The sequence below is a fragment of the Thalassoglobus polymorphus genome (assembly GCF_007744255.1).
Taxonomy (GTDB): Bacteria; Planctomycetota; Planctomycetia; order Planctomycetales; family Planctomycetaceae; genus Thalassoglobus; species Thalassoglobus polymorphus.
This window is the reverse complement of sequence record NZ_CP036267.1, coordinates 6,097,791-6,118,731: the sequence shown is the minus strand read 5'-3', so window position 1 is coordinate 6,118,731 and position 20,941 is coordinate 6,097,791. Positions and strand designations below refer to the sequence as shown.

Annotated in this window: 15 protein-coding genes; 10 read left to right on the top strand and 5 right to left on the bottom strand. The window is 50.7% G+C overall.

Going from position 1 to position 20,941, the window contains the following annotated elements:
• Positions 1 to 10 precede the first annotated feature (10 nt).
• The 4 genes from recQ (at position 11) to Mal48_RS22215 (ending at position 6,195) form a co-directional block, all read left to right on the top strand.
• A complete protein-coding gene (recQ, locus tag Mal48_RS22230) occupies positions 11 to 2,212 on the top strand; it encodes a DNA helicase RecQ (protein WP_145205114.1) in 2,202 nt (733 codons plus the stop codon).
• Between the two features lie 68 nt (positions 2,213 to 2,280).
• Entirely contained in the window at positions 2,281 to 3,267 is a 987-nt protein-coding gene (locus Mal48_RS22225; RefSeq protein ID WP_145205111.1) for a Gfo/Idh/MocA family protein, read from the top strand.
• Positions 3,264 to 4,058 (top strand): SDR family oxidoreductase, encoded by a 795-nt coding sequence (locus Mal48_RS22220; RefSeq protein WP_145205108.1) that lies wholly within the window; start codon positions 3,264 to 3,266, stop codon positions 4,056 to 4,058. Before Mal48_RS22225 ends, Mal48_RS22220 begins: the two co-directional genes overlap by 4 nt.
• A gap of 226 nt (positions 4,059 to 4,284) precedes the next feature.
• Positions 4,285 to 6,195 carry an exo-alpha-sialidase gene (locus tag Mal48_RS22215; protein WP_145205105.1) on the top strand — a complete coding sequence of 637 codons (1,911 nt, stop codon included), beginning with the start codon at positions 4,285 to 4,287 and terminating at the stop codon, positions 6,193 to 6,195.
• Positions 6,196 to 6,357: 162 nt separating this feature from the next.
• Here Mal48_RS22215 and Mal48_RS22210 read toward each other — a convergent pair whose 3' ends face one another.
• Together Mal48_RS22210 and glgB are read right to left on the bottom strand one after the other, a co-directional pair.
• Positions 6,358 to 7,764, bottom strand: a complete 1,407-nt coding sequence (locus Mal48_RS22210) for a GntP family permease (protein WP_145205102.1) — start codon at positions 7,762 to 7,764, stop codon at positions 6,358 to 6,360.
• A 90-nt stretch (positions 7,765 to 7,854) separates the two neighbouring features.
• Complete coding sequence (glgB, locus tag Mal48_RS22205; RefSeq protein WP_145206505.1) at positions 7,855 to 9,813, bottom strand: 1,4-alpha-glucan branching protein GlgB; 1,959 nt, start codon at positions 9,811 to 9,813, stop codon at positions 7,855 to 7,857.
• A 480-nt stretch (positions 9,814 to 10,293) separates the two neighbouring features.
• Between glgB and Mal48_RS22200 the strand changes: the two genes are divergently transcribed.
• Positions 10,294 to 11,424 carry a hypothetical protein gene (locus Mal48_RS22200; protein ID WP_145205099.1) on the top strand — a complete coding sequence of 377 codons (1,131 nt, stop codon included), beginning with the start codon at positions 10,294 to 10,296 and terminating at the stop codon, positions 11,422 to 11,424.
• Between the two features lie 136 nt (positions 11,425 to 11,560).
• On the opposite strand, the gene Mal48_RS22195 is transcribed toward Mal48_RS22200, so the two are convergent.
• Positions 11,561 to 12,682 carry a prenyltransferase/squalene oxidase repeat-containing protein gene (locus tag Mal48_RS22195; RefSeq protein ID WP_145205096.1) on the bottom strand — a complete coding sequence of 374 codons (1,122 nt, stop codon included), beginning with the start codon at positions 12,680 to 12,682 and terminating at the stop codon, positions 11,561 to 11,563.
• A 275-nt stretch (positions 12,683 to 12,957) separates the two neighbouring features.
• On the opposite strand from Mal48_RS22195, the gene Mal48_RS22190 reads away from it, so the two are divergent.
• The 3 genes from Mal48_RS22190 to Mal48_RS22180 all read left to right on the top strand — a co-directional run bounded on the left by Mal48_RS22190 (position 12,958) and on the right by Mal48_RS22180 (position 16,572).
• Positions 12,958 to 13,542 carry a hypothetical protein gene (locus tag Mal48_RS22190; RefSeq protein WP_231739786.1) on the top strand — a complete coding sequence of 195 codons (585 nt, stop codon included), beginning with the start codon at positions 12,958 to 12,960 and terminating at the stop codon, positions 13,540 to 13,542.
• A 409-nt stretch (positions 13,543 to 13,951) separates the two neighbouring features.
• On the top strand, positions 13,952 to 15,484 hold the full coding sequence (locus tag Mal48_RS22185) for a prenyltransferase/squalene oxidase repeat-containing protein (RefSeq protein ID WP_145205093.1): 1,533 nt from the start codon (positions 13,952 to 13,954) through the stop codon (positions 15,482 to 15,484).
• A 131-nt stretch (positions 15,485 to 15,615) separates the two neighbouring features.
• A complete protein-coding gene (locus tag Mal48_RS22180) occupies positions 15,616 to 16,572 on the top strand; it encodes a beta-propeller domain-containing protein (RefSeq protein WP_197441916.1) in 957 nt (318 codons plus the stop codon).
• Between the two features lie 507 nt (positions 16,573 to 17,079).
• Here Mal48_RS22180 and Mal48_RS22175 read toward each other — a convergent pair.
• The gene (locus Mal48_RS22175; RefSeq protein WP_145205090.1) at positions 17,080 to 17,853 is read right to left on the bottom strand and encodes a VIT1/CCC1 transporter family protein; all 774 of its coding nucleotides are present in this window, start codon (positions 17,851 to 17,853) and stop codon (positions 17,080 to 17,082) included.
• A gap of 350 nt (positions 17,854 to 18,203) precedes the next feature.
• Here Mal48_RS22175 and Mal48_RS22170 point away from each other — a divergent pair, with 350 nt between their 5' ends.
• Positions 18,204 to 18,905 carry a glycosyltransferase family 2 protein gene (locus Mal48_RS22170; RefSeq protein WP_197441915.1) on the top strand — a complete coding sequence of 234 codons (702 nt, stop codon included), beginning with the start codon at positions 18,204 to 18,206 and terminating at the stop codon, positions 18,903 to 18,905.
• 54 nt (positions 18,906 to 18,959) lie between these two features.
• Positions 18,960 to 19,928 carry a glycosyltransferase family 4 protein gene (locus tag Mal48_RS22165; protein WP_197441914.1) on the top strand — a complete coding sequence of 323 codons (969 nt, stop codon included), beginning with the start codon at positions 18,960 to 18,962 and terminating at the stop codon, positions 19,926 to 19,928.
• 13 nt (positions 19,929 to 19,941) lie between these two features.
• Here the strand turns inward: Mal48_RS22165 and Mal48_RS22160 are convergent, their stop codons facing one another.
• Positions 19,942 to 20,676 carry an alpha/beta hydrolase gene (locus Mal48_RS22160; RefSeq protein WP_145205081.1) on the bottom strand — a complete coding sequence of 245 codons (735 nt, stop codon included), beginning with the start codon at positions 20,674 to 20,676 and terminating at the stop codon, positions 19,942 to 19,944.
• Positions 20,677 to 20,941 lie beyond the last annotated feature (265 nt).

The window sequence follows — 20,941 nt, the reverse complement described above, 5'->3', positions numbered from 1 at the left end:
ACACAGTTCCATGGACAAGACAGAGCAACCCACCCAAAAAGTTCAGCTTGCCGAGGTCTTGAAAAAGTATTGGGGTTACGAATCGTTCCATGACTTGCAACTCCCTGCGATGTCGGCGGTTCTGGAAAATCGAGACTCTCTTGTCGTCCTCCCCACTGGGGGTGGAAAGTCACTGTGCTACCAGGCTCCGGCGATGTGCCAGGACGGAATGGCCATTGTCGTCTCGCCTCTCATTTCGCTGATGAAAGACCAGGTCGACGCACTCAACGCGAACGGCATCTCGGCAGCCTACATCAACAGCACTCTTTCAAATGCTGAAAAGTGGAACGTCTCCGAGAAGATCCAATCGAATGACCTGAAACTGCTCTATCTGGCTCCTGAACGAATCGGAGCGGGTCGCCTGCTCGACATGCTGACCGCTGCGAATGTCTCTTTCATTGCGATCGATGAAGCTCACTGCATCAGCCAATGGGGACACGATTTCCGACCACATTATCGCGAATTGAAACAGCTGCGAGATCGCTTTCAAAACGTCAACTTGCATGCCTATACAGCGACAGCAACGCAGCGAGTCCGCGACGATATCGCCCAGCAACTTGGATTACGCGATCCTGAAGTATTGATCGGGAATTTTGATCGGCCAAATCTTTACTACCGAGTTGCCAAAAAGAATAACTTACTCAATCAGATTCAAAACGTGATCGAGAGGCACCCCAAAGGAGCGGGAGTTGTCTATTGCATCAGCCGGAAAGAAGTCGAACGGGTGACGCTTCAATTACAGGGCCTCGGATATCGAGCTGCCTCGTATCATGCCGGGATGAGCGATGAAGATCGTGCTGCCAATCAGGACGCCTTCATCAAAGATGACATTCAAATCATCGTCGCCACTGTCGCTTTCGGAATGGGGATCGACAAACCGGACGTCCGATTTGTGATCCACACTGGCATCCCGAAAACCATCGAGAACTACCAGCAGGAGACCGGGCGAGCCGGACGGGACGGGTTAGAATCGGAGTGTCACCTCTTCTTCGGCGGGAATGATTTCCGAACCTGGAAAATGATCATGTCCGATCAACCGCCTGCTGTTCAAAAGGTCTCACTCGCCTCGCTGCAAACGATGCTCGATTATTGCCACAACATCAATTGTCGTCACCGAAGCCTGGTGCAGCATTTCGGGCAAGAATTAAACAAAGATTGCGAGACTGCTTGTGATGTTTGCATGGGCGAGGTCGAAGTCATCAAGGACTCGCTGAAAATCAGTCAGATGGTGATTTCATCTGTCTATCGGCAGCAAGAACGCTATGGCATGACCTATACCTCGCGTGTCCTTAAAGGTGCAAGCGATGAAAGAATCATAGCGAACAACCATACCGAACTGAGCACATATGGGTTGCTGCAAGAGTATCCTCTCAAGGGTATTCAAGACTGGATCGGTCAATTGGTCGGACAGGGATTCTTGTATCAGGACGAGAGCGAAGGTTTCTCGATCCTGAAGATTACTGAATCTGGCAAGCAACTCCTCAAAGGAGAAGTGACTCCCCGATTGACAGTGCCGACTACGACAGAGAAGAAGTCGTCAGGTTCGAAGGCATCGAAAACCCGGTCGATGGAAGGCGTAGACACTGGACTCTTCGAAGCGTTGCGAGAGTTGCGAACAGCGAAATCGAAAGAGAAAAACGTCCCGCCGTATGTTGTGTTTGGAGATGCCGCCTTAATCGACATGGCTCGGCGTTGCCCGTCCAATGAACAGAAGTTTCTCGAAGTTCAGGGAGTGGGGCAAAAAAAGTGCGAAGAGTACAGCGAAGCATTCTTAGGAATCATTCAACAATATTGCGAGGAAAAAGGGCTTCCCTTGGATGTCGATGTCGATGCCGTTCTGGCGAGCAGCCCACCACGTGAAGTTCGTCCGGCATCCGCGGCGAGCGCTGCTTCATTTCCGTTCTTTGAGCAGGGGCTGAGCATTGAAGAAGTCGCAGAAAAGATAGGGCGAGCACGTTCGACGACCGAAGGATACCTGACAGATTACCTCCGGGAGCGAAAGGTGACCGACCCACGTCCCTGGGTTGAAGGTAATCTCGTCTCACAAATCGAAAGTGCTATCGAGGAGATTCGACCATCCCGGTTGAAGTTGCTGTACCTCCACTTTGAAGAGAAAATCGATTACACCACACTCAAGATCGTTTCAGAATGCTATCGGAATCGTGAGCAATAGCATTTCAGCCCGTCGCGTGGTTACTGTGGTCATTGAAGCTGCCGGCACAATAAGAAAGCACAAACCTAATGAAAAACATTCTCGTCATCGGCGGCGGTTCCATAGGTGAGCGGCATCTGCGCTGCTTTTTGAAAACAGGTCGAGCGAAAGTTTCGCTTTGTGAACTTCGACCAGAAATTCGCGAACGGATCGAACAAGAATATGATGTCGCTGCCACCTTTGATTCTCTCGAAGCGGCTCTTGCAGAATCGCTTGACGCAGCTGTCATCTGCACTCCTGCAAACTTGCATATCAAGATGGCTCAACAACTGGCAGAGAAAAAACTCTCATTGTTAATTGAAAAGCCGTTAAGCATTGCGACGGATGGCATCGACAAACTGCTGCAGACGGTCGACGAGAATGAATTGTCCGCTTCGATCGCATACGTGTATCGAGCCCATCCGGTGTTGCAATCAATGAAGGCGGCCATAGATTCGGGACGATTCGGAAAACCAGTTCAAGTCGTTATGAGTGGTGGGCAGCATTTCCCATTCTATCGACCGGCATATCGCGAGATTTACTACACCAAGCACGAAACCGGTGGCGGTGCGATCCAGGATGCAATGACACACATGTTGAACGCTGCGGAGTGGTTGGTTGGACCAATCACCAAACTTGTTGCAGATGCTGACCACTGCGTTCTGGAAGGTGTTGATGTCGAAGATACTGTACACATCATCGCCCGGCACAAGTCTGTTCTCGCTTCATACAATCTCAATCAGCATCAAGCTCCCAACGAAACATCGATTGCAGTGATCTGCAAGAATGGGACTGCGAAATTTGAAGCGAATAAGGCTCGTTGGATTTCATGCAGCGAACCGGGGAAAGACTGGGACGTTGAACTGTCGGTGGAACTGGAACGAGACGACCTCTTCATCAATCAGGCCAATGCGTTTCTCGATCACCTCGAAGTCAAACAACCAGCAGCCTGTTCGCTTTCTGAGGGACTTCAAACATTGAAGGTCAATCTGGCCGCCTTGGAATCTGTTCGAACTGGAAATTGGGTGACGATATGAGCGAACCAACGATACAGGAACTTTTCGACCTCACAGGGCGTGTCGCACTCATCACCGGAGGGACCGGGTTTCTCGGCTCTTCGATGTCGCGTGGGCTGGCTGAAGCCGGTGCAAATGTTGTCATTGCGAGTCGCGACCTCGCTCGAGCAACAAGTGCAGCGGAAGCACTTCCGAGACAAGGGGACCAAAAACATTTCGGAGTCCAACTTGACCACCTCGACGAAGATTCCCTCAATTCAGGATTTGACTCAGCTGTTGCTGCCGCCGGGCAAGTCGACATCTTGATCAACAATGGTCAGCAGGGTCATGCCATGGACGTGACGGACGTGACGTTCGAAGCGTTCAGTAAAGATCTGCAAAATGCGAGTGGGTATTTTTGTCTTGCACGACGTTTGCGAGACCATACCGTCAGCAGAGGTGTCGCGGGATCGGTCGTCATGATCGGTTCAATGTATGGCGTTGTCGGGTCTTATCCGGATGCTTACGAAGAAATTTGCACTGCGAGCCCGGTGCAATATCACGCTCTCAAAGGAGGCGTGATCCACATGACTCGCCACCTGGCAGTCTACTGGGCCAAGGACAATGTCCGCGTGAATTGCCTGAGCCCGGGGCCATTTCCTTCAGAGAAAGCACCGCAGGAAATGGTCGAACGACTGAAGAAGAAAAGCCCGATGCAGCGGATGGGACACCCCCATGAGTTGAAGGGCGCATTGCTCCTGATGGTGAGCGATGCGGGAAGTTATCTGACTGGCCAGAACCTGCTCATCGACGGTGGCTGGACTGCTTGGTAAAGTTTTAGATCCGAACACAATACTTCTGGAAGCAAAATGAATCGCTTGAAATGCGAGCTCTTGGGTAAGCTCCATCAGAACAGCTTGCTCTGCCGTGTGCCCGTGTAGAAAGCGTTTCACCAGTAAGATTACTGTTCGCGACGAGGCAGAACCCGAACACCAATTCGAAAAATGCTGTAGAACCAGCCAGATCCCGATTCGCAAGATTTCAAACGGAGAGTACCGAGTGATCCGCCAGACTTTGATGACCGCTTTGTTCACCTTCAGTCTCTTAAACATAACCCTGCCTGCACACGCCGAAAGTGCTAAGTTCACACTCTCTCCAGAACTGACCGAGAAGTGTCGCACGATTTTGCGAGAAGGGATCAAAAGTGACGAGTTCTGGCCGTCGATTCATGCCGCCGAAGGGTTGACGCTCGCTGGTCTCGGTGATGAAGTGATTGCATCTCTCACACCAAAGTTAAAAACAGAGACCGATGACCAGCATCGTTGCGGCTTGGCACGAGAGCTCGTCCGTGCTGGAGACTGGCAACAGGCGCGGATCATGTTCGAAATTCTCGACAAAGACGATTCCTACGGACACACCCATGCCTCGGAAAGTCTCTTTAAGGTCTTTGAACTCGGAGACGGTGTTGGATTGCGTCGCACTTTTGCAGAGAGTGACAAAATGACAACACAGCTTATGGCAGCTGCTGCCCTGGGTCGTGGTGGAAATCCAGAGGCGATGAAGTTCCTGCGGAAACACCTCGCCAACGAAGACGAGGAAGTCCGACGAATCGCTGCCTGGATTATCGCTCGTGTGGGAGACAAGTCAGACATTGCTCAACTGAAAAAGAATCTGACGATGGCAAAAGATCCAATTGCCAAGGCTTACACAGAGCACGCCCTGGCACTGTTGGGTGACAAGGATGGACTAGCTGCCCTCAAGAAAAATTTAAACTCTGATGACCCGGCCATTCGAATTTACGCAGCCACCTTCGGCGGTGAAACCCGCGACTTCTCGATCAGCGACCGTCTCATCGAACTGCTCGATGACGACACGTTGGACGTCCGGGTTCGCTCCGCTCAGTCACTGTTGATGTTCACTCAACCAGCGCCTGCTGATGTCAAAGAGGACATCAAGCGAATGGTTTACCCGGCGACGAAAGAACACCCAAGATATACTGAAGGCTCGATCGTTCGATTAGCCAACGGCAACCTTCTTTATGCTGCCACCGAATTCATCGGAGGCGGAAGCGATTTCGCAACTGCTCACATCGTTGGAAAAGAATCGAGCGATCTAGGTCGTACATGGAGTGACTCACGCGTTCTGCAAAAGAGCACCGGGAACATGAATGTCATGTCGGTCACTCTCAAACGATTGAATGCTCCACATGACGATACTATTGCCCTGTTCTATCTTGAAAAGAACAGTCACGAAGATTTGAGACTCTACGTTCGCTTCTCCAAAGATGAAGCGAAAACGTTCGGCGAACGGATTCTCGCAACGACCACACCCGGTTACCACGTCATGAATAACGATCGTGTGCAGCAGCTTTCCACGGGTCGATTGCTGGCTCCTGTGGCGTCAACGCCGAATGTTCAAGGAGGCGGACACTTCATTTGTCGCTGCTGGTTCTCCGATGACTTTGGACAAACCTGGCAAGAAAGCGAAGGAAAGATCGACCTCGCCAAACGGGGAGCCATGGAGCCGGAAGTGATTGAACTCAAGGATGGCCGGGTGATGATGATCATTCGCACACAACTGGGAACAATCGCGACCAGCTTCTCTGAAGATGGCGGCAATCACTGGAGCAAGCCATCTCACCTTGAGGGCATTATTGCCCCGGAGGCTCCGTCGACAATTCGTCGCATTCCGTCGACTGGTGACTTACTGCTCGTTTGGAATAACACATTCAAAGATGGCGAAGGGCATGGTGGAAAACGGACACCACTGACCGCTGCGATTTCATCCGATGAAGGGAAGACGTGGCAGCACGTGAAGAATCTGGAAACAAACATGGATCAAACATATTCCTACACCAGCTTGATTTTTGTTCGAAACCGGGCAGTGATGTCATACTGGGTCGGCGAAGGAGGCAAGCTCTCTTCTCAATATCGCTCGTTGCCAGTTTCGTGGTTTTATGATTCAGAATAGAGCAGCTTGCTCTACCGTGTGCCCGTGAAGAACGCATTTCTCTAATAAAAATACTGTTCGCCACGAGGCAGAACCTGCAAACCAATTCGAAAGATGCTCTCGTCTGCTTGATAGTCTGCTCTGTGTTGCCGGAGACCTGAAGTGTCCGGCAACACAGCGTTCTCAAAACGATCCGAAGATGGTTCCCAGAAAGATCACTGTGACCGTCGCAGCCACAGGGCAAAGGACCGAGACCATTCCAACATCTTTGTAGCCTTGCCGATGCGTAACACCGCAGATCAGCAGTAGAGTGATGACGGCTCCATTGTGCGGAAGGCTGTCGAGCCCTCCACATGCCATTGAGGCGACGCGATGCAACAGCTCCGGGTTGATGCCAGCTTCAATCCCGCGCTGATAATAGGTCTCCCCTAATGTTTTGAGGGCGATGCTCAACCCGCCAGATGCAGAGCCAGTCATCGCGGCGAGTGAATTGACCGCGATGGCTTCAGAGATCAGTGGATTTCCGGGGGCGATTCCTGTCACGAACTTCTGAACGACGGCAAAGCCTGCCAGTGATTTGATCGTATTTCCATAGCCGTACTCACAAGCCGTATTGAAAACCGGCAACAACGAAGATTGTGCCCCCAGAGCAAGTGAGTCTTTGAGTTTCTGGACGCTGCGAAAATGTAACGCAATTGTCAGTACCAAAGCTGAAACGAGGGAAAGGATCGTGGACCATGTTCCAAGAACACGAGCCAGCTCAGTCTTCCCAAATTGCTCAGAGGCCAAATAGTCTGCGTTCCAGGTCGGGATGATGTATTGTGAGAGGATGAAATTCAGCCCGATGACACAAATCAGCGGAGCAAATGCACTCGCTGTCGACGGCAAGTTGTTGTCGACATTTTCTGCTTTTCCATCTTCGACTTCCGCTTCTGAATTTTGAATCAGCCCGAAACCTTCTTCGTTACGTTTCGCAGCGGCAACTCGAGAGTTCAACCACAACATCCCTAAGCTGAACATAATGAGACTGCCGATCAGTCCCAGCCCGGGAGCAGCGAACGAATTCGTTCGAAAGAACTGCATGGGAATTTGATTTTGAATCTGAGGCGTCCCCGGCATTGCAGTCATCGTAAATGTGAATGAGCCGAGGGCGATGGCAGCGGGGATCAAGCGACGCGGAATGTTCGCCTGTTGAAACAACGAACTTGCCAGCGGAAAGACTGCGAAGACGACAACAAAAAGAGAGACTCCTCCGTATGTTAAAATTGCACAACTGAGAACGACAGCCATCATTGTGCGTTGTTTGCCGAGTCGTTGAATGATGACATCGGCGATCTTGGCGGCGGCTCCGGAGTCTTCCATTAATTTTCCAAAGATCGCTCCCAGAAGAAAGAGTGGGAAGAAAGCACTAATGAACTGCCCGACACTCACCATGAAGATTTGCGTATAGGTTGCCAGCAGCGGCAGGTTCCCATCGAAGAGGACTGCCATCAAAGCACAGAGTGGAGCCAGCACAAGGACACTGACATCCCGATACGCCAGATACATCAGAAGCAATAACGAAAGAACAATTCCGACAATACTGACCATTTCCAACAACCTCAGACGTTCCTGATTTCATGCAGATCAACCAACATACTTTCTCCCACTCAGCAAATGTTGGTGGAAAATCGGGACCGATCAATCTTTGATCTTCTCAGAGGTTGGCGTCTTCTTCGAATCGAGTTCTTCGAAACGCATCACGAGCATCCCGAGTGGCGGAAGCGTGAGGTTGACGCTTTGCTTCATCCCATGCATTGGAGTTGCAACTGATGCAACTCCGCCAGCGTTGCCAACATCGGTGCCACCGTAGAGAGAAGCATCGCTGTTGAGGATCTCTTTGTAGAATCCGTGCTTAGGAACACCGACCCTGTATCCTTCGCGCGGGATGGGAGTCATGTTTAACACGACGACCAGGATTTCCTCGGCATTCCTTGAGAAGCGGCAGTAAGCGTAAACGCTGTTTGCGGCATCGTCCGCCTGAATCCAGGAGAAGCCTTCGCTGGAACAATCAAGTTGATGCAGAGCGGGATGTCGAATGAGAAGCTTGTTGATGTCGGAGACGAATCGCTTGATGCCGGCATGTGTTTCAAACTCGAGGATCGACCAGTCAAGTTCTCCATCATGGTCCCATTCGGTCCATTGTCCAATTTCGCCACCCATGAACAACAAATGTTTCCCGGGGAGCGTCGCCTGATACCCCAGCAACAAGCGGAGATTCGCAAACTGCTGCCATTGATCACCGGGCATTTGCGAAAGGAGTGAACGTTTCCCGTGGACAACTTCATCGTGAGAAAGAGGTAAGACGAAATTTTCGCTGAATGCGTAAAGCGATCTGAATGAGAGTTGGTTCTGATGGTGCTGGCGATGGATGGGATCGTTTTGCATGTAGCTGAGGGTGTCGTTCATCCAGCCCATATCCCACTTCATCGAGAATCCGAGCCCACCATCATAGACGGGCTTGCTGACGCCCGGCCAGGACGTTGATTCCTCAGCGACTGTCAAGATTCCCGGGAATGATCCGTGCAGTGATGTATTGAGATCTTTCAGGAAGTTCATCGCTTCCAGATTCTCGCGCCCACCGAATTCGTTCGGAATCCATTCGCCCTCTTCACGTGAATAGTCGAGGTAGAGCATCGATGCGACGGCATCAACTCGAATTCCGTCGATGTGGTATTTGTCACACCAGAAGTGAGCACTCGAAAGCAAGAAGTTGCGAACTTCCGTTCGCCCATAGTTAAAGATGTAAGTGTTCCAGTCAGGATGGAATCCACTTCGCGGATCGGCATGTTCGTAGAGGGCTGTTCCGTCAAATTTTCCAAGGCTATGCCCATCGGTCGGGAAGTGCCCGGGAACCCAATCGAGCAAGACTCCAATTCCCGCCTGGTGACATCGATTCACGAAGGCCATAAAATCGAGTGGCGTTCCGTAACGGCTGGTCGGGGCGAAGTAGCCGGTCGTCTGATATCCCCAAGAGCCATCAAAGGGGTATTCCGTGATTGGCATCAATTGGAGATGTGTGAAACCCATCTCGACAACATACTTGATGAGTTTCTCTGAGAGTTCCGCGTAGCTGTAGTATTTCCGTCCATCCTTTGGTCGCATCCAGGAACCAAGTTGAACTTCGTAGATATTGACTGGCTTTTCGAACCAGTTAATTTCGCTTTTGTTCTCGATCCATTTCTGATCCGACCATTGATATCCATTCAGGTCGTATACCACCGACGCTGTTTTCGGTGAGACTTCAGAATAGAAAGCGTATGGATCTGCTTTCTCAACGATCTGCCCATCTATCTGCCGGATACTATATTTATATGCTTCACCCGCTCCCATCGCTGGAATAATGCCCGTCCAAACTCCTTCGTCGCTTGAGTTGAGATAGAACCCGCCATGTTTCCAGCCGTTGCGATCACAAACCACGCAAACTTCCTGAGCGTTGGGGGCCCAAACTGCGAAGCGTGTCCCGACGGTCTCACCATCAACGACCACATGTGCTCCAAACCACTCATAGGCGGTGCAATACATTCCGTGCCTTTCTGCAATGATGTTTCGTTGATGAAGAGTCGGAGACGAACTCGGAGTGATCGAGGTTTTTGTCATGAAGTGAGTCCAGACTTCGAGAGTTTTCAGAACTGGTCCTGAAACCTGATATTGCTCTCTCAAACGTTGAGACAAGCGGCTATTCCAGAGGTTTTCGGACTGGCTCTAACCACAGCCCCACCGAGTTACGGCACTGTTGTCACACAAATTCTGCGAGTTCGCGTAGTGTACCATCCCGATGAAAACGTTGCAATTTCCTGCTACTCCTGAAGTTACGCTCTTCTGAGCGAGGATATTTCATGACCGGATGGTCCCAGTCCAAGACTTGAGGCAAATCGTGTTGAGAGAGGGGAGTGTGTAACAATTGCAATCAGTCAGTTCCTTTCGGCAGAATTGTCCGTTCATCTTGACCAAAATTTTATATTGCCATAAAACGCTGCTCCCCCACGAGGCGGGACTGAAACAACATCTCTTCTCAGTTCCGATTCAATCTCCTTTCGGAAAATCCTCCCTCAACCTTTCAAGATCAGGAACATTCAGATGCCCGGAATTCGTAACCGTGCCATCACCGGATTTGCCTTGCTGGCAACAGCGTGTGGCCTATCCTCACCAGTGAATGCACAGTTTTTTGGCTCTGCTCCTTGTGGTCCTTGTGGAACCGCTCCTGTGGCGAGCATTGCTCCAACACTCAATTGCGGACCTGTTGCTTACGCCCCGACGTATCAGACAGCTTCCGTCAATCCATGCCCCTGTATGAAAACAGTACAGGAGCCTGTTTACCAGACCGTCGAAGTCCCAGAGGTCGTCCCGGTCCAGAAAACAGTTAAGGTCGCCAAGGTGATCACGGAAATGCAAGACCGTGAGGTGACGACTTATCAAACCGTCAATGAAGTGAAGACGGTCAACGTTCCATCTTACGTCACTCAGACAGTCAACGAATGCCGACAGGTCACTCGTAACAACAGTTACTGGCAAACGGCCTACCAGCCTGTCCCGAAAATGTCACCATGTGCTTACGATGGCCGACCCGGATTAGTGGGTGAGATTAATCGCCTCGGATACGCCTTCCGCAACTCGATCACCCCGAATGTTGTCGCTCGACGTCAATTCGTTCCCAATGTTGTCGCTTACAATGTCCCAGTCCAGCGGACTGTGCAGATTCCGACCACTCGACAAGTCAGCTACAACGTTTCTCGACAGGTTCCTGTGACAACAGTTCAGAAGGTTCCAGTCCAACGAACTGTCTATGTTGATGAGCAAGTGACCGCTTACGAAACACGCATGAAGAAGCAAACCGTCTTCATGGGGAATCGCACAAAAGTCGTTTACGATTCCAACTTCAACGGAACTGCAACTGCCGCAGAGCCAACACCTGCGACGACTGCAGGAGGAGACGACAACACTCAATCAGCAGGTGGAACAAAAGGAAACACGAAGCTTCAATCCTTCGGAGAAAAGCAAACGATTCCACTCCAGTCACCTGTCTATCGTGATCAGTATGAGCCAACCCCTGCTATTCAGGAAGTTGAGCAACCGACTCAAAAACCTGTCGCAACACAACCGGCAGCCACTCCATCAGCTGTCCGAGTGGCAACCTGGAAAGCAACCACACGCAGTGCTGATCCAGCACCTATCGCACCAGTTGCTCCAGAACTTGTTGCACAAAAGTAAATTCCGAAGATGATGAATGTTCAAAAGGCATCAGTAAATTCTTACTGATGCCTTTTTTCATGGAACGTCTCATCGAGACGCAATCAATTTGAGATTGAATCGGACAGGCCGACCCCAAGCCACCCCCAGTTCGAAGTCAGTTCGAGGTCGGCGGGTCGCAGTAGCTGAGAGCCAGAAGAGCATATGCTGTCACTAAATTCGGGTCACCTTCGAACCAGCGATCTGTGGGATTCACCCAGCTTCCATTCTTTTTCTGAACCTGGAATAAATGGTTCGCAAGTTCTTGACGCCAATCGTGCTTCGTGCCGTCCGCTTCTTCGAACTCGTCAACCTTTAAGACAGCCAGAGTTTTGGCGAATGTGTGGTAGTAGTAGAACAGACCTTGTTGCCCCATACCCGGGTTTTCATCAAGCGTATAAAACTGCTTGATCCAGTTTCGAGCCGCCTTCACTCGCTGATCGTCTTCTTTAACTCCAGCGTAAATCATGCTCTTGAGTCCTGCGTATGTCATGCTCGCATACGAACGAAGTCCACCATTCGGAGTTGTGCCAGCTTGTGAAGAACCACCAGCTGCAATTGTGTAGTAGAACCCTCCGTCATTGACCTTCGATGCAAACTCAGTGGTGTTGTGCTCACTTTCCAAATTCTGACAGCGAGAAATAAAAGTCAGTGCATTCTGCATTGCAGGATCATTTGAAGAGACGCCTGCAGTTTTCAACGCTTCAACAAAGAACGTCGTATTGGAAAGGTCGGGACGCTGATGCTTTCCGTAGCCTGAACCACCAAACGCAGGGTCCGCTTTGCTCCCGGTTTCTTCTTCGTCCCACTGAACCTTCTTGAGGAATTTGACAGCGTTCTGAATCAGTTCGTTGTAACGACCATCAGTATTGGCAGCCTGAAAGGCCATCAGCGCAATCGACGTTTCGTAATTACGATGACTGGAATCGACGTCATAGATTCCACCATCTGCTTTGAGGTGACTTTTCAAATGAGCAAAAGCTGCTTGAACAACTTCATCTTCCCGACTGACACCACTTTGCAATAAGGAATGTGCAACGAGTGCAGTGATCCCCGGAGCGTGGGGCGAAGTCCAACTGCCATCATCCGATTGAGTCACCGAAAGATATTTGATGCCCTGCTGACGGGAGTCTTTCAATTTCGCCTCGTCTGGACCGACTGCTTGCAGGCTTCCCCCGAAGCTCAACAAGAGACCAGTCGCCAGTACGACAGAAAACGTCTTTTTGTGTTGAAGCGACATCTCTCACAACCTCAAATCAAGATAATTTTTCAAATCCTGCGAACGAACACTTCCCTCGCAGGGATCTCATCTTAACTTCCTGACGTCAAAATTTCCATTTTCAAGCCCTTCCAGACGTGCGAACCTACAGTCTCAAAAGAACTTATGTCGACTCACCAACCCTGAAAAGTTCGACAGAAGTGCTTCAGTAGAAAGGTCTTGCAGCAAAACGGAAAATGCTGGAAACTTCCGATCCACTCACCCTTCCCATCTAGACCTCTTCATTCCGAAGTCTTGTGATTCCGAAATCCCTTTCATTGCTGATGCTCATCCTCCTGAGCGGTTGTGCGCTTCCCCCTGGAGGACGTTTTGCATCTGCGCCGGGAGCCGCACCAGTCACAGGCAATCCACTACTTGTTGCCACAAACAACGAAGAGTTGGTCTGGGAGCGGGCGATCGACGTGTTACATGATTTCAACTTTGAAATTGAACGTGAAAACCGATTAGCTAAAGTCGTGCAGACATCCCCCAAAGTCGGAGCAAGTCTTTTCGAACCGTGGCACAAGGATGCTGTCGGTTATTCGAGTCGACTGGAAGGAACGCTGCAGTCCGTCCGCAGAACTGTTCAAATCAGCATGCAACAGAACGAGCAAGGTGGTGGGTACCTCGTCTCAGTCGCGGCCTATAAAGAGAAAGAAGACCTCCCTGGAATAGCCGCCAATTCCCCCGGAGCAGCGACCTTCGAAGAGAGTAAACCGCTCAATCGAGATCTCAATCCTGTCGTGGGACAATCGTCGCCCTCAAGATGGATCCCGGCAGGCCGTGACCCACTCCTCGAACAGGCAATCATCGCAAAACTTCACTCGGTCTATTCTCAATAAGCCCCCGAGCATTTTCAATGCTTTACGTACCCGTGAAGAACGCCCTCTCAACTCCGTAGACCACTCACCACGAGGCACGACGCGAAAATCACCTTGGGATCGCCCCCGAGCATTTTCAATGCTTTACGTCCCCGTGAAGAACGCCCTCTCAACTCCATAGACCACTCACCACGAGGCAGGACGCGACGACCAATCTCCGAGCAACTCGTGAGCAGAAATTCACTGTACGCTTTCGCCTTTCTGGACCTCTTAGCAAATACTCGGAGCCTCTTCCTCGTCAGTGCTGGACGAATCTGCCAAGATAATCGGATGTGTATGCCCGTTGTGCAGAGTCCATTCACGGCTTCTTTTCAAATGGTTCTGCTCTAATGAGTCAGAGGTATTGCCTCGATCAATTTTGATTCCTGCCATGTCTCAACCCTCTCCATCTGATCAACCTCAGCCAAAAATCAGGAAGCGTCGTCGCAAAAGACGTCGTTCGAGAGCCCTTGCGCAAATTCGTTCGTTCCAAAAAGCGGACTGGAAACGTGCTCTGGGAGGATTGAAGCAAAGCGTACCCGGTCTGGGAGTCAGCTTAGCGTTCCACGTTGTTGTCCTGTTTACCCTGACGTGGATTGTCTTCCAATCTTCCGAGCAAACGATTGCGCCTCTTGAATTAGGCTGGTCGACCATCGTGGAATCAGATGCCCAAGAACCTGCCGAAACACCTGAGATCGTGCAGCCGATTGTCATTCCTTCGATCTCCATGAACAAAAACTCGGAAGCGTCGCAGTCGACTGTGCAAACACCGGCTGAAGCTCCAACAACTCCGAAGAATCAGCAAACCAAACCGTCTCTCAATCTGGTTGATGTTTCGAATTCTTTGCGGCTAAGAAAGCAGAAGCGAGGTGAAGCTGACGGGACCGGGCAAGGAGCAAAGAAAGGAACCGGTCGCGAAGCCATCCAGGATGGGCTCCGCTGGATTGTGAAACAGCAGGAAACTGATGGTCGCTGGCGATTAAACGGTGACTATGCCGATGCCGGAACGATCGAGACCGACACCGGCGCGACGGCACTCGCACTGCTTGCCCTGCTCGGAGATGGGCAGACACACATTGACGGAGACTATCAGACCGAAGTTCGCAAAGGCTTGGAATGGCTCAGGCAGACCCAAAGAGCAAATGGAGATTTCTTTGACATCGAAGAACAGGGGCGAGAAGCTCATTTTTATTCGCATGCCCAGGCAACAATTGCGTACTGTGAAGCGCTGGCTCTCACTGAAGATGAGTCGCTGCGAGGACCAGCTGAGAAAGGAGTTCAATTTTTAATTGACTCTCAAAACCAGTTGCTTGGAGGCTGGAAGTATCGCCCCCTCAATGACGACGGAATCGGAGACCTTTCGGTGACCGGTTGGGCATTGATGGCACTTCACTCTGCACGAATGGCGAACATCAACGTCGACCTGAACACATTCGCACTGGCAGAACGCTTTCTTGATTCGGTTCAAGAACGCCCATCGACTCCTGCCTTTTATAAATATCGGCCAGATTTCCCCGTGAACGGTCCGCAACGACTTTCGATGACCGCAGAAGGCCTGCTCTGCCGCCAATGGCTCGGCTGGCCCAAAGACCATCTGCCGATGCAAGTCGGAGCTCAGTTCCTTAATAATCAGCAAAACACCCCCGAGTGGAAACCAAATCGCAGGAACGTCTACGCCTGGTATTACACTGCACAAACGCTGCACAATCTGGGCGATAAAAATTGGGAACAATGGTTTCAACATACCCTTCCTCTCATCGTAAAGGGGCAAACTTCTGGCGGGAGAGACAAAGGGAGTTGGCATCCCCTGCGACCGCTCGGCGCTCCGCACGAACGAAGCCGCGAAGCAGGGAGATTGTATCTGACTGTGATGTGTGTCCTGATTCTGGAGACTCCGTACCGACACGCTCCGCTCTACGAATAACAGAGCCGACTCCTTCGTGATCAATGCATCTCACTGGCCAAATTGATCACTGCGAATGGATTCCAACTCTCGCAACGACTAAAGTATCGGTCACGATTTACCCACGCTGACCAATTGCGATTTCGGAGACGATGATGCGGCAATGTTCCCTTGTTCTACTGTTCTTTGCTGGAACTCAACTAACTCTCTCCGCAGCAGAGGTTTCATCACCTCGGCACAAAGTGATCGCTGCCGACAAAGGGAAAATTGTCCGCTTTGATGAAAACGGGAAAGTAGAATGGACCACTGACAAAGTGCGATCCGTCCATAAAATTCAGCAACTCGAAAACGGAAATCTCTTAACTCAACAGGGCTGGGGAAAGCTGGTTGAAATCAATCCCCAAGGCAAAGTCGTCTGGCAATATGACTCCGCGAACAGCCACGGCAACAAGGGCAAAAAGCTGGAAGTCCACGCATTTCAGAGACTCGAAAACGGCAACACCATGATTGTCGAGAACGGCGTCGGGAGAATCATCGAAGTGAACCGCAAAGGAAAAATCGTCCACGAATTTCCTTTTCAGGTCACCAAACCGAACGCTCACAGCGATGTCCGCATGGCTCACAAAATAGAATCTGGGAACTATCTTGTTTGCCACGAGGCAGAAGGACGAGTCACCGAATACAACCGAGACGGAAAGATCGTGTGGGAGTACGAGGTTCCACTATTTGGTAAAGAACGAGCCAAAGGGCACGGTCCCGAAGCGTTCGGCAACCAAACCTTCAACTCTCTTCGCCTGAAAAACGGAAACACATTGATCGCGACCGGAAATGGTCACAGCGTCATCGAAGTGACACCGAGCAAAGAGGTCGTCTGGTCAGTTCATCAAAACGATCTGGAAGGAATCACCCTCGCGTGGGTGACCTCGCTCGAAGTTCTTCCGAACGGAAATCTCATCATCGGCAATTGCCACGCCGGCCCCGACAATCCTCAGCTCATCGAAATCACCAAAGACAAAGAAGTCGTCTGGACATTCAAAGATTTCAAAAACCTCGGCAATTCCACAGCAGCCTCCGCAACCGTCGGATTCCAAGCTGATGTGCTTCGCTAGAACACTACGTGTTTTTGTGTCCGTGAAGGACGCTTCTCATACGATGAATCACTCATCCCCACGAGACAGGTCGCGTACTTTCTTTTTCAAAACCCTCTGCAACACTTCGTGTTTTCGTGTCCGTGAAGGACGCATCCCATACGATGAATCACCCATCCCCACGAGACAGGTCGCGTACTTTCTTTTTCAAAACCCTCTGCAACACTTCGTGTTTTCGTGTCCGTGAAGGACGCATCCCATACGATGAATCACCCATCCCCACGAGACAGGTCGCGTACTTTCTTTTTCAAAACCCTCTGCAACACTTCGTGTTTTCGTGTCCGTGAAGGACGCATCCCATACGATGAATCACCCATCCCCACGAGACAGGTCGCGTACTTTCTTTTTCAAAACCCTCTGCAACACTTCGTGTTTTCGTGTCCGTGAAGGACGCTTCCCATGCGATGAATCACCCATCCCCACGAGACAGGTCGCGTACTTTCTTTTTCAAAACTGCTCGGTTTGATTCTATGCGAATCCACTCAACAGGCTTCCACAGAGAAATGCTAAGCCAGCTGCAAGTCCGCCCACCAGAAGTGTTTCCATTCCAGAATACAACCAGTGACGGCCGACAAATTGCGACTTCGCAGCTCCGACCATAAAGAAGGCAACCGCTGTGAGGAGTGTACTGACAAGATACGGCTGTGAACTGAAGTCGACTCCGATTAACACTCCAAGAAACGGCAACAGCGGGATCAGTCCGACACCGAAAAACGCGAAGAATGTTGTCGCAGCTGCTTTGAAGGGCGAGGTGGGTACTAAAGACATCCCGTGCTCTTCCTTAAGCATGATTTCAACCCATTGATGTTCATCGGCGGTGATGACGTCGACGACTTGATCAAGCAACTCTCCATCGAAACCTTTGGCCTGAAAAATCTGGCGAATCTCTTCTCGCTCACCTTCAGGATTCACTTCGATGTGTTGCTCCTCCATCAACCGCAACATCGCCAGTTGTTCCTGCTCAGCCCGGGTCCCCATAAAATTTCCAGCTGCCATGCTGAAGCCATCGCCCACCAGATTCGCAACTCCCAGAATCAAGACCACATTCGGCGAGAGCCCCGCCCCTGCGACTCCAGAAACAACAGCAAAAGTCGTCACTGCACCGTCAATCGCCCCGTACACGAAATCTTTTAAGTACGAGGGTTGATGCTGCTGCGAGAGACGTTTCGCAATACTGCGAGGGGAATGCGAATGTTCCAAAACTTTTGCAACATTCAGCTGAGTAGATTCCGAATCAGTCATTGCTACTCTTTGAACCAGTGAAGATAAAAATTGATCGTTAAACCGATGATCGCATGCTCCCAGCGACCTGTTGCTCAAATAGTACGATGTTCAACTGCCAGTCGAAACATCTGCAGCAGTGAAGCTGAAGAAAGATTTCTCACAACTCTCCATTTCATGCTACCTCGCATGCTGCCTCCTTCGTCAGAATCCCATTTTGCGAGTCCGGAAAACGGATAGCGCAACCTTCTATGACATCTTCAGAGGCAGGCGTCCGTGAACTTGGGTGAGAGCATTTTCGAATTGGTGTCCGCCACGAGGCAACACGCGATCACTCATTCGAAAACGATTGTAGATGGGGAGGCAGATTTGTGACACCAGAAATTTCGATCATCGTCCCTCAATTTGAAAAGGCCGACTTGACCATTCGCTGCATCGAGTCGCTGCTCAAGCATCATTCATCCCCAATGCAGATTATTCTCGTCGACGACGGAAGTTCGAAGGCTGCGTTACGTTCGATTCAACAACGCCAGTTCTCGAACACTGAAGTTGTCCGAAATTCAGAGAATCGCGGAATCACCTATTCCTGGAACCGTGGAGCGGAACTCGCACAGGGAGTGTTCCTGATCTTCTTGAACAACGACGTCGAGACACACGGAGACTGGTGCGAGCGTTTAATCGCGCCGATTCGCAAATCTGAGTGCCTGATCTCCGGTCCGAAATCACGTGTTGAATCAAGATTTCCGCAGCATCTTGACTCAACATCTCCGAAGAGGAAACTTCTCGAAGGATGGTGCCTGGCGCTTGCGAAATCGTACTTTGATCGACTCGGACAATTCGACGAGCGTTATCGACTCTACTTTTCCGACACGGATCTTCAGCTCAGAATTCTTCAATCTTTCGAGAGTCGCGAGCGATCATCACAACAGGTACTGCGAGGAGTTCAGGAAGTTCCGGGGCTACCCGTTGAGCATCTGGGGCATCGGACGACGAGAAGCCAGCCGTCGCGAAGCAGACAATGGCGACGAGACCGTAAGACCTATCTTCAACAATGGTTTTCCAAAGCTGATTGAATGCCAGCGGCGTTGTTCGTGATTGAAAACTGTCGAGAAAACAGGATTCTCAAAGTGAAATTCTTACAGGTTTGTAATGTCGGAAATATTTGTGGAGGAACAGCCGCATGTGCCTGGACGATCACCCATGCGTTGACCGGGCATGAAAATGTCGTCTTGTTTCTTTCACCACCAACCAAGGAAACGGTCGCTGCCTTTGCACATTGCGAACTCTGTGTTGAATCAAAATTGACAGAAGCGATTCTTCAAAAGCACTCTCCCGACTTTGTCATCCTGCATAACACTGCGCCGAATCGCATTTCAATTCGGTCTCAAATTCCGTCACTGCAGTACCAGCACTCCAGTGGAACTCGGGCGCAATGCACTTTTCATGTCGCCTGTTCAGACTGGTTGTCCCAACAGATCCCGGGGAATCCACAGGTTCTTCATCAACCGATTCCGATCCCTCCTCAGACCGGTTCCAGACCGGCACGATCGCTGGATGAAGATTTAACTGTTGGTCGAATTTGCACTCCCATCCTGAGAAAGTGGCCCGCTGAACTCATCAAGTTTTACAACATTCTCTCAGAGCAATTTCCCACGGTGAGATGGGAATTCGTCGGCGCGCCGCATCAAATTCAAGAGGCCCTCAGACAAGCCTGTCATGGACGAGCGATCTTTCATTCAGCTTCCAGCAACGCAAGAGAACTTTTCTGGAAGTGGCACGCAATGCTCTATCATCATCCGACCTTGACGGAATCATTCGGTCGCACGGTCGCGGAAGCAATGCGGGCAGGGTGCGTTCCGATTGTTGATGAGAGAGGAGGATTTCTTGAACAGATCGATCAGGCGCAGTCAGGTTTCCTGTGCAAAGACCCCGACAATTTCGCGACTTCGTTGCAGAAGATCCAAGATCCGGGGGCTCGGCTGCAAATCTCTCAAAATGCAAAAGAGTCTGCTGCTGAGAAATTTTCCTTAGAATCGTTCTATGGGAATTTCCGCAGATTGCTACTCAAGCTCGATGACCGCTCGCCACGAGTCTGAACATCTTCTCTTTTTATTCAGCCTGCTTCAGAAGTGGCTGAATCAGTTCGGAGGTCGCTTGGATTGCTTCTGGGGGAATGGTGTGCCCTCCGGAAAACTTCAAGAAGCGGGTCTGGGCTCCCGCTTCGTTGAACATTTCTTTTAACGACTCCGCTGCCTCGAACGGCAAAATTTCATCGGTCGTTCCGTGACTTTGAACGATCGGGAGTCCACTCAGGCTGTCAGCCAAGGGGCGCCAGACAGCTTCATTGAGTAACGTTCCTGACCAGACCACCAAGCCAGCAGGTTTCGGATTCGCATGCAGGGTGAGATCTGTGACCAGCATCGAACCTTGTGAGAACCCACCAACGATCGTCTGAGACATATCGAGCTTCAACTCGGCCTGAAGCTCGGTGATGACCTGGTGCACTTTGTCTCGTGAACTTGGAAGCAACTCAGGCGACTCGGCTCTCAAATCGCGATAATTTCCCGATTCAACGACCTGATTCAACCGCATCATATCCAGCGGCCACCATGCTCTTCCGTCTGGCATCCCCAACTCAGCGAGGGACAACGGAGCTTCCGGAAAGACAATGGTCACACGATCAACAAACTCCGGATTTGACTCCAGCAGATAAGCACCGATCTGGACCAAGTCATTCCCGGGCGCCCCAAATCCATGACACAGGACAACCAGGCATTCAGGATGCTCTGCTGTAATCACGTGGCAGTTCAGTTCACCAATCGTCCGTCGTTCCAACGCCGCCATCACAGACCTGTTGTTTGTTTGAACAAAAAATATCACGAGAAAATCACAACGTGGAGTCTAGCAATTTGTGAGATGTTTCCAGACTACGATCCCTAAGTTTTCAGTATTCACGAGAAACTCACGTCAGACATCGCCATCGCATCGGAACTTACCAGTTTGAAATCACTCTATCATTCTCTGAATTTTCCTGAAAATTTCTTGCGTGTCGTACGCTCGATGACGATTTTCTATCAGAGCAGTTTGCTCTATCGTGTCTTCGTGAAGA

Excerpts from the sequence above, each read along its gene's own strand:
- recQ (WP_145205114.1), top strand. The coding sequence starts at position 11 with ATGGACAAGACAGAGCAACCCACCCAAAAAGTTCAGCTTGCCGAGGTC.
- Mal48_RS22225 (WP_145205111.1), top strand. The coding sequence starts at position 2,281 with ATGAAAAACATTCTCGTCATCGGCGGCGGTTCCATAGGTGAGCGGCAT.
- Mal48_RS22220 (WP_145205108.1), top strand. The coding sequence starts at position 3,264 with ATGAGCGAACCAACGATACAGGAACTTTTCGACCTCACAGGGCGTGTC.
- Mal48_RS22210 (WP_145205102.1), bottom strand. The coding sequence starts at position 7,764 with ATGGTCAGTATTGTCGGAATTGTTCTTTCGTTATTGCTTCTGATGTAT.
- glgB (WP_145206505.1), bottom strand. The coding sequence starts at position 9,813 with ATGACAAAAACCTCGATCACTCCGAGTTCGTCTCCGACTCTTCATCAA.
- Mal48_RS22200 (WP_145205099.1), top strand. The coding sequence starts at position 10,294 with ATGCCCGGAATTCGTAACCGTGCCATCACCGGATTTGCCTTGCTGGCA.
- Mal48_RS22195 (WP_145205096.1), bottom strand. The coding sequence starts at position 12,682 with ATGTCGCTTCAACACAAAAAGACGTTTTCTGTCGTACTGGCGACTGGT.
- Mal48_RS22185 (WP_145205093.1), top strand. The coding sequence starts at position 13,952 with ATGTCTCAACCCTCTCCATCTGATCAACCTCAGCCAAAAATCAGGAAG.
- Mal48_RS22180 (WP_197441916.1), top strand. The coding sequence starts at position 15,616 with ATGATGCGGCAATGTTCCCTTGTTCTACTGTTCTTTGCTGGAACTCAA.
- Mal48_RS22175 (WP_145205090.1), bottom strand. The coding sequence starts at position 17,853 with ATGACTGATTCGGAATCTACTCAGCTGAATGTTGCAAAAGTTTTGGAA.
- Mal48_RS22160 (WP_145205081.1), bottom strand. The coding sequence starts at position 20,676 with ATGGCGGCGTTGGAACGACGGACGATTGGTGAACTGAACTGCCACGTG.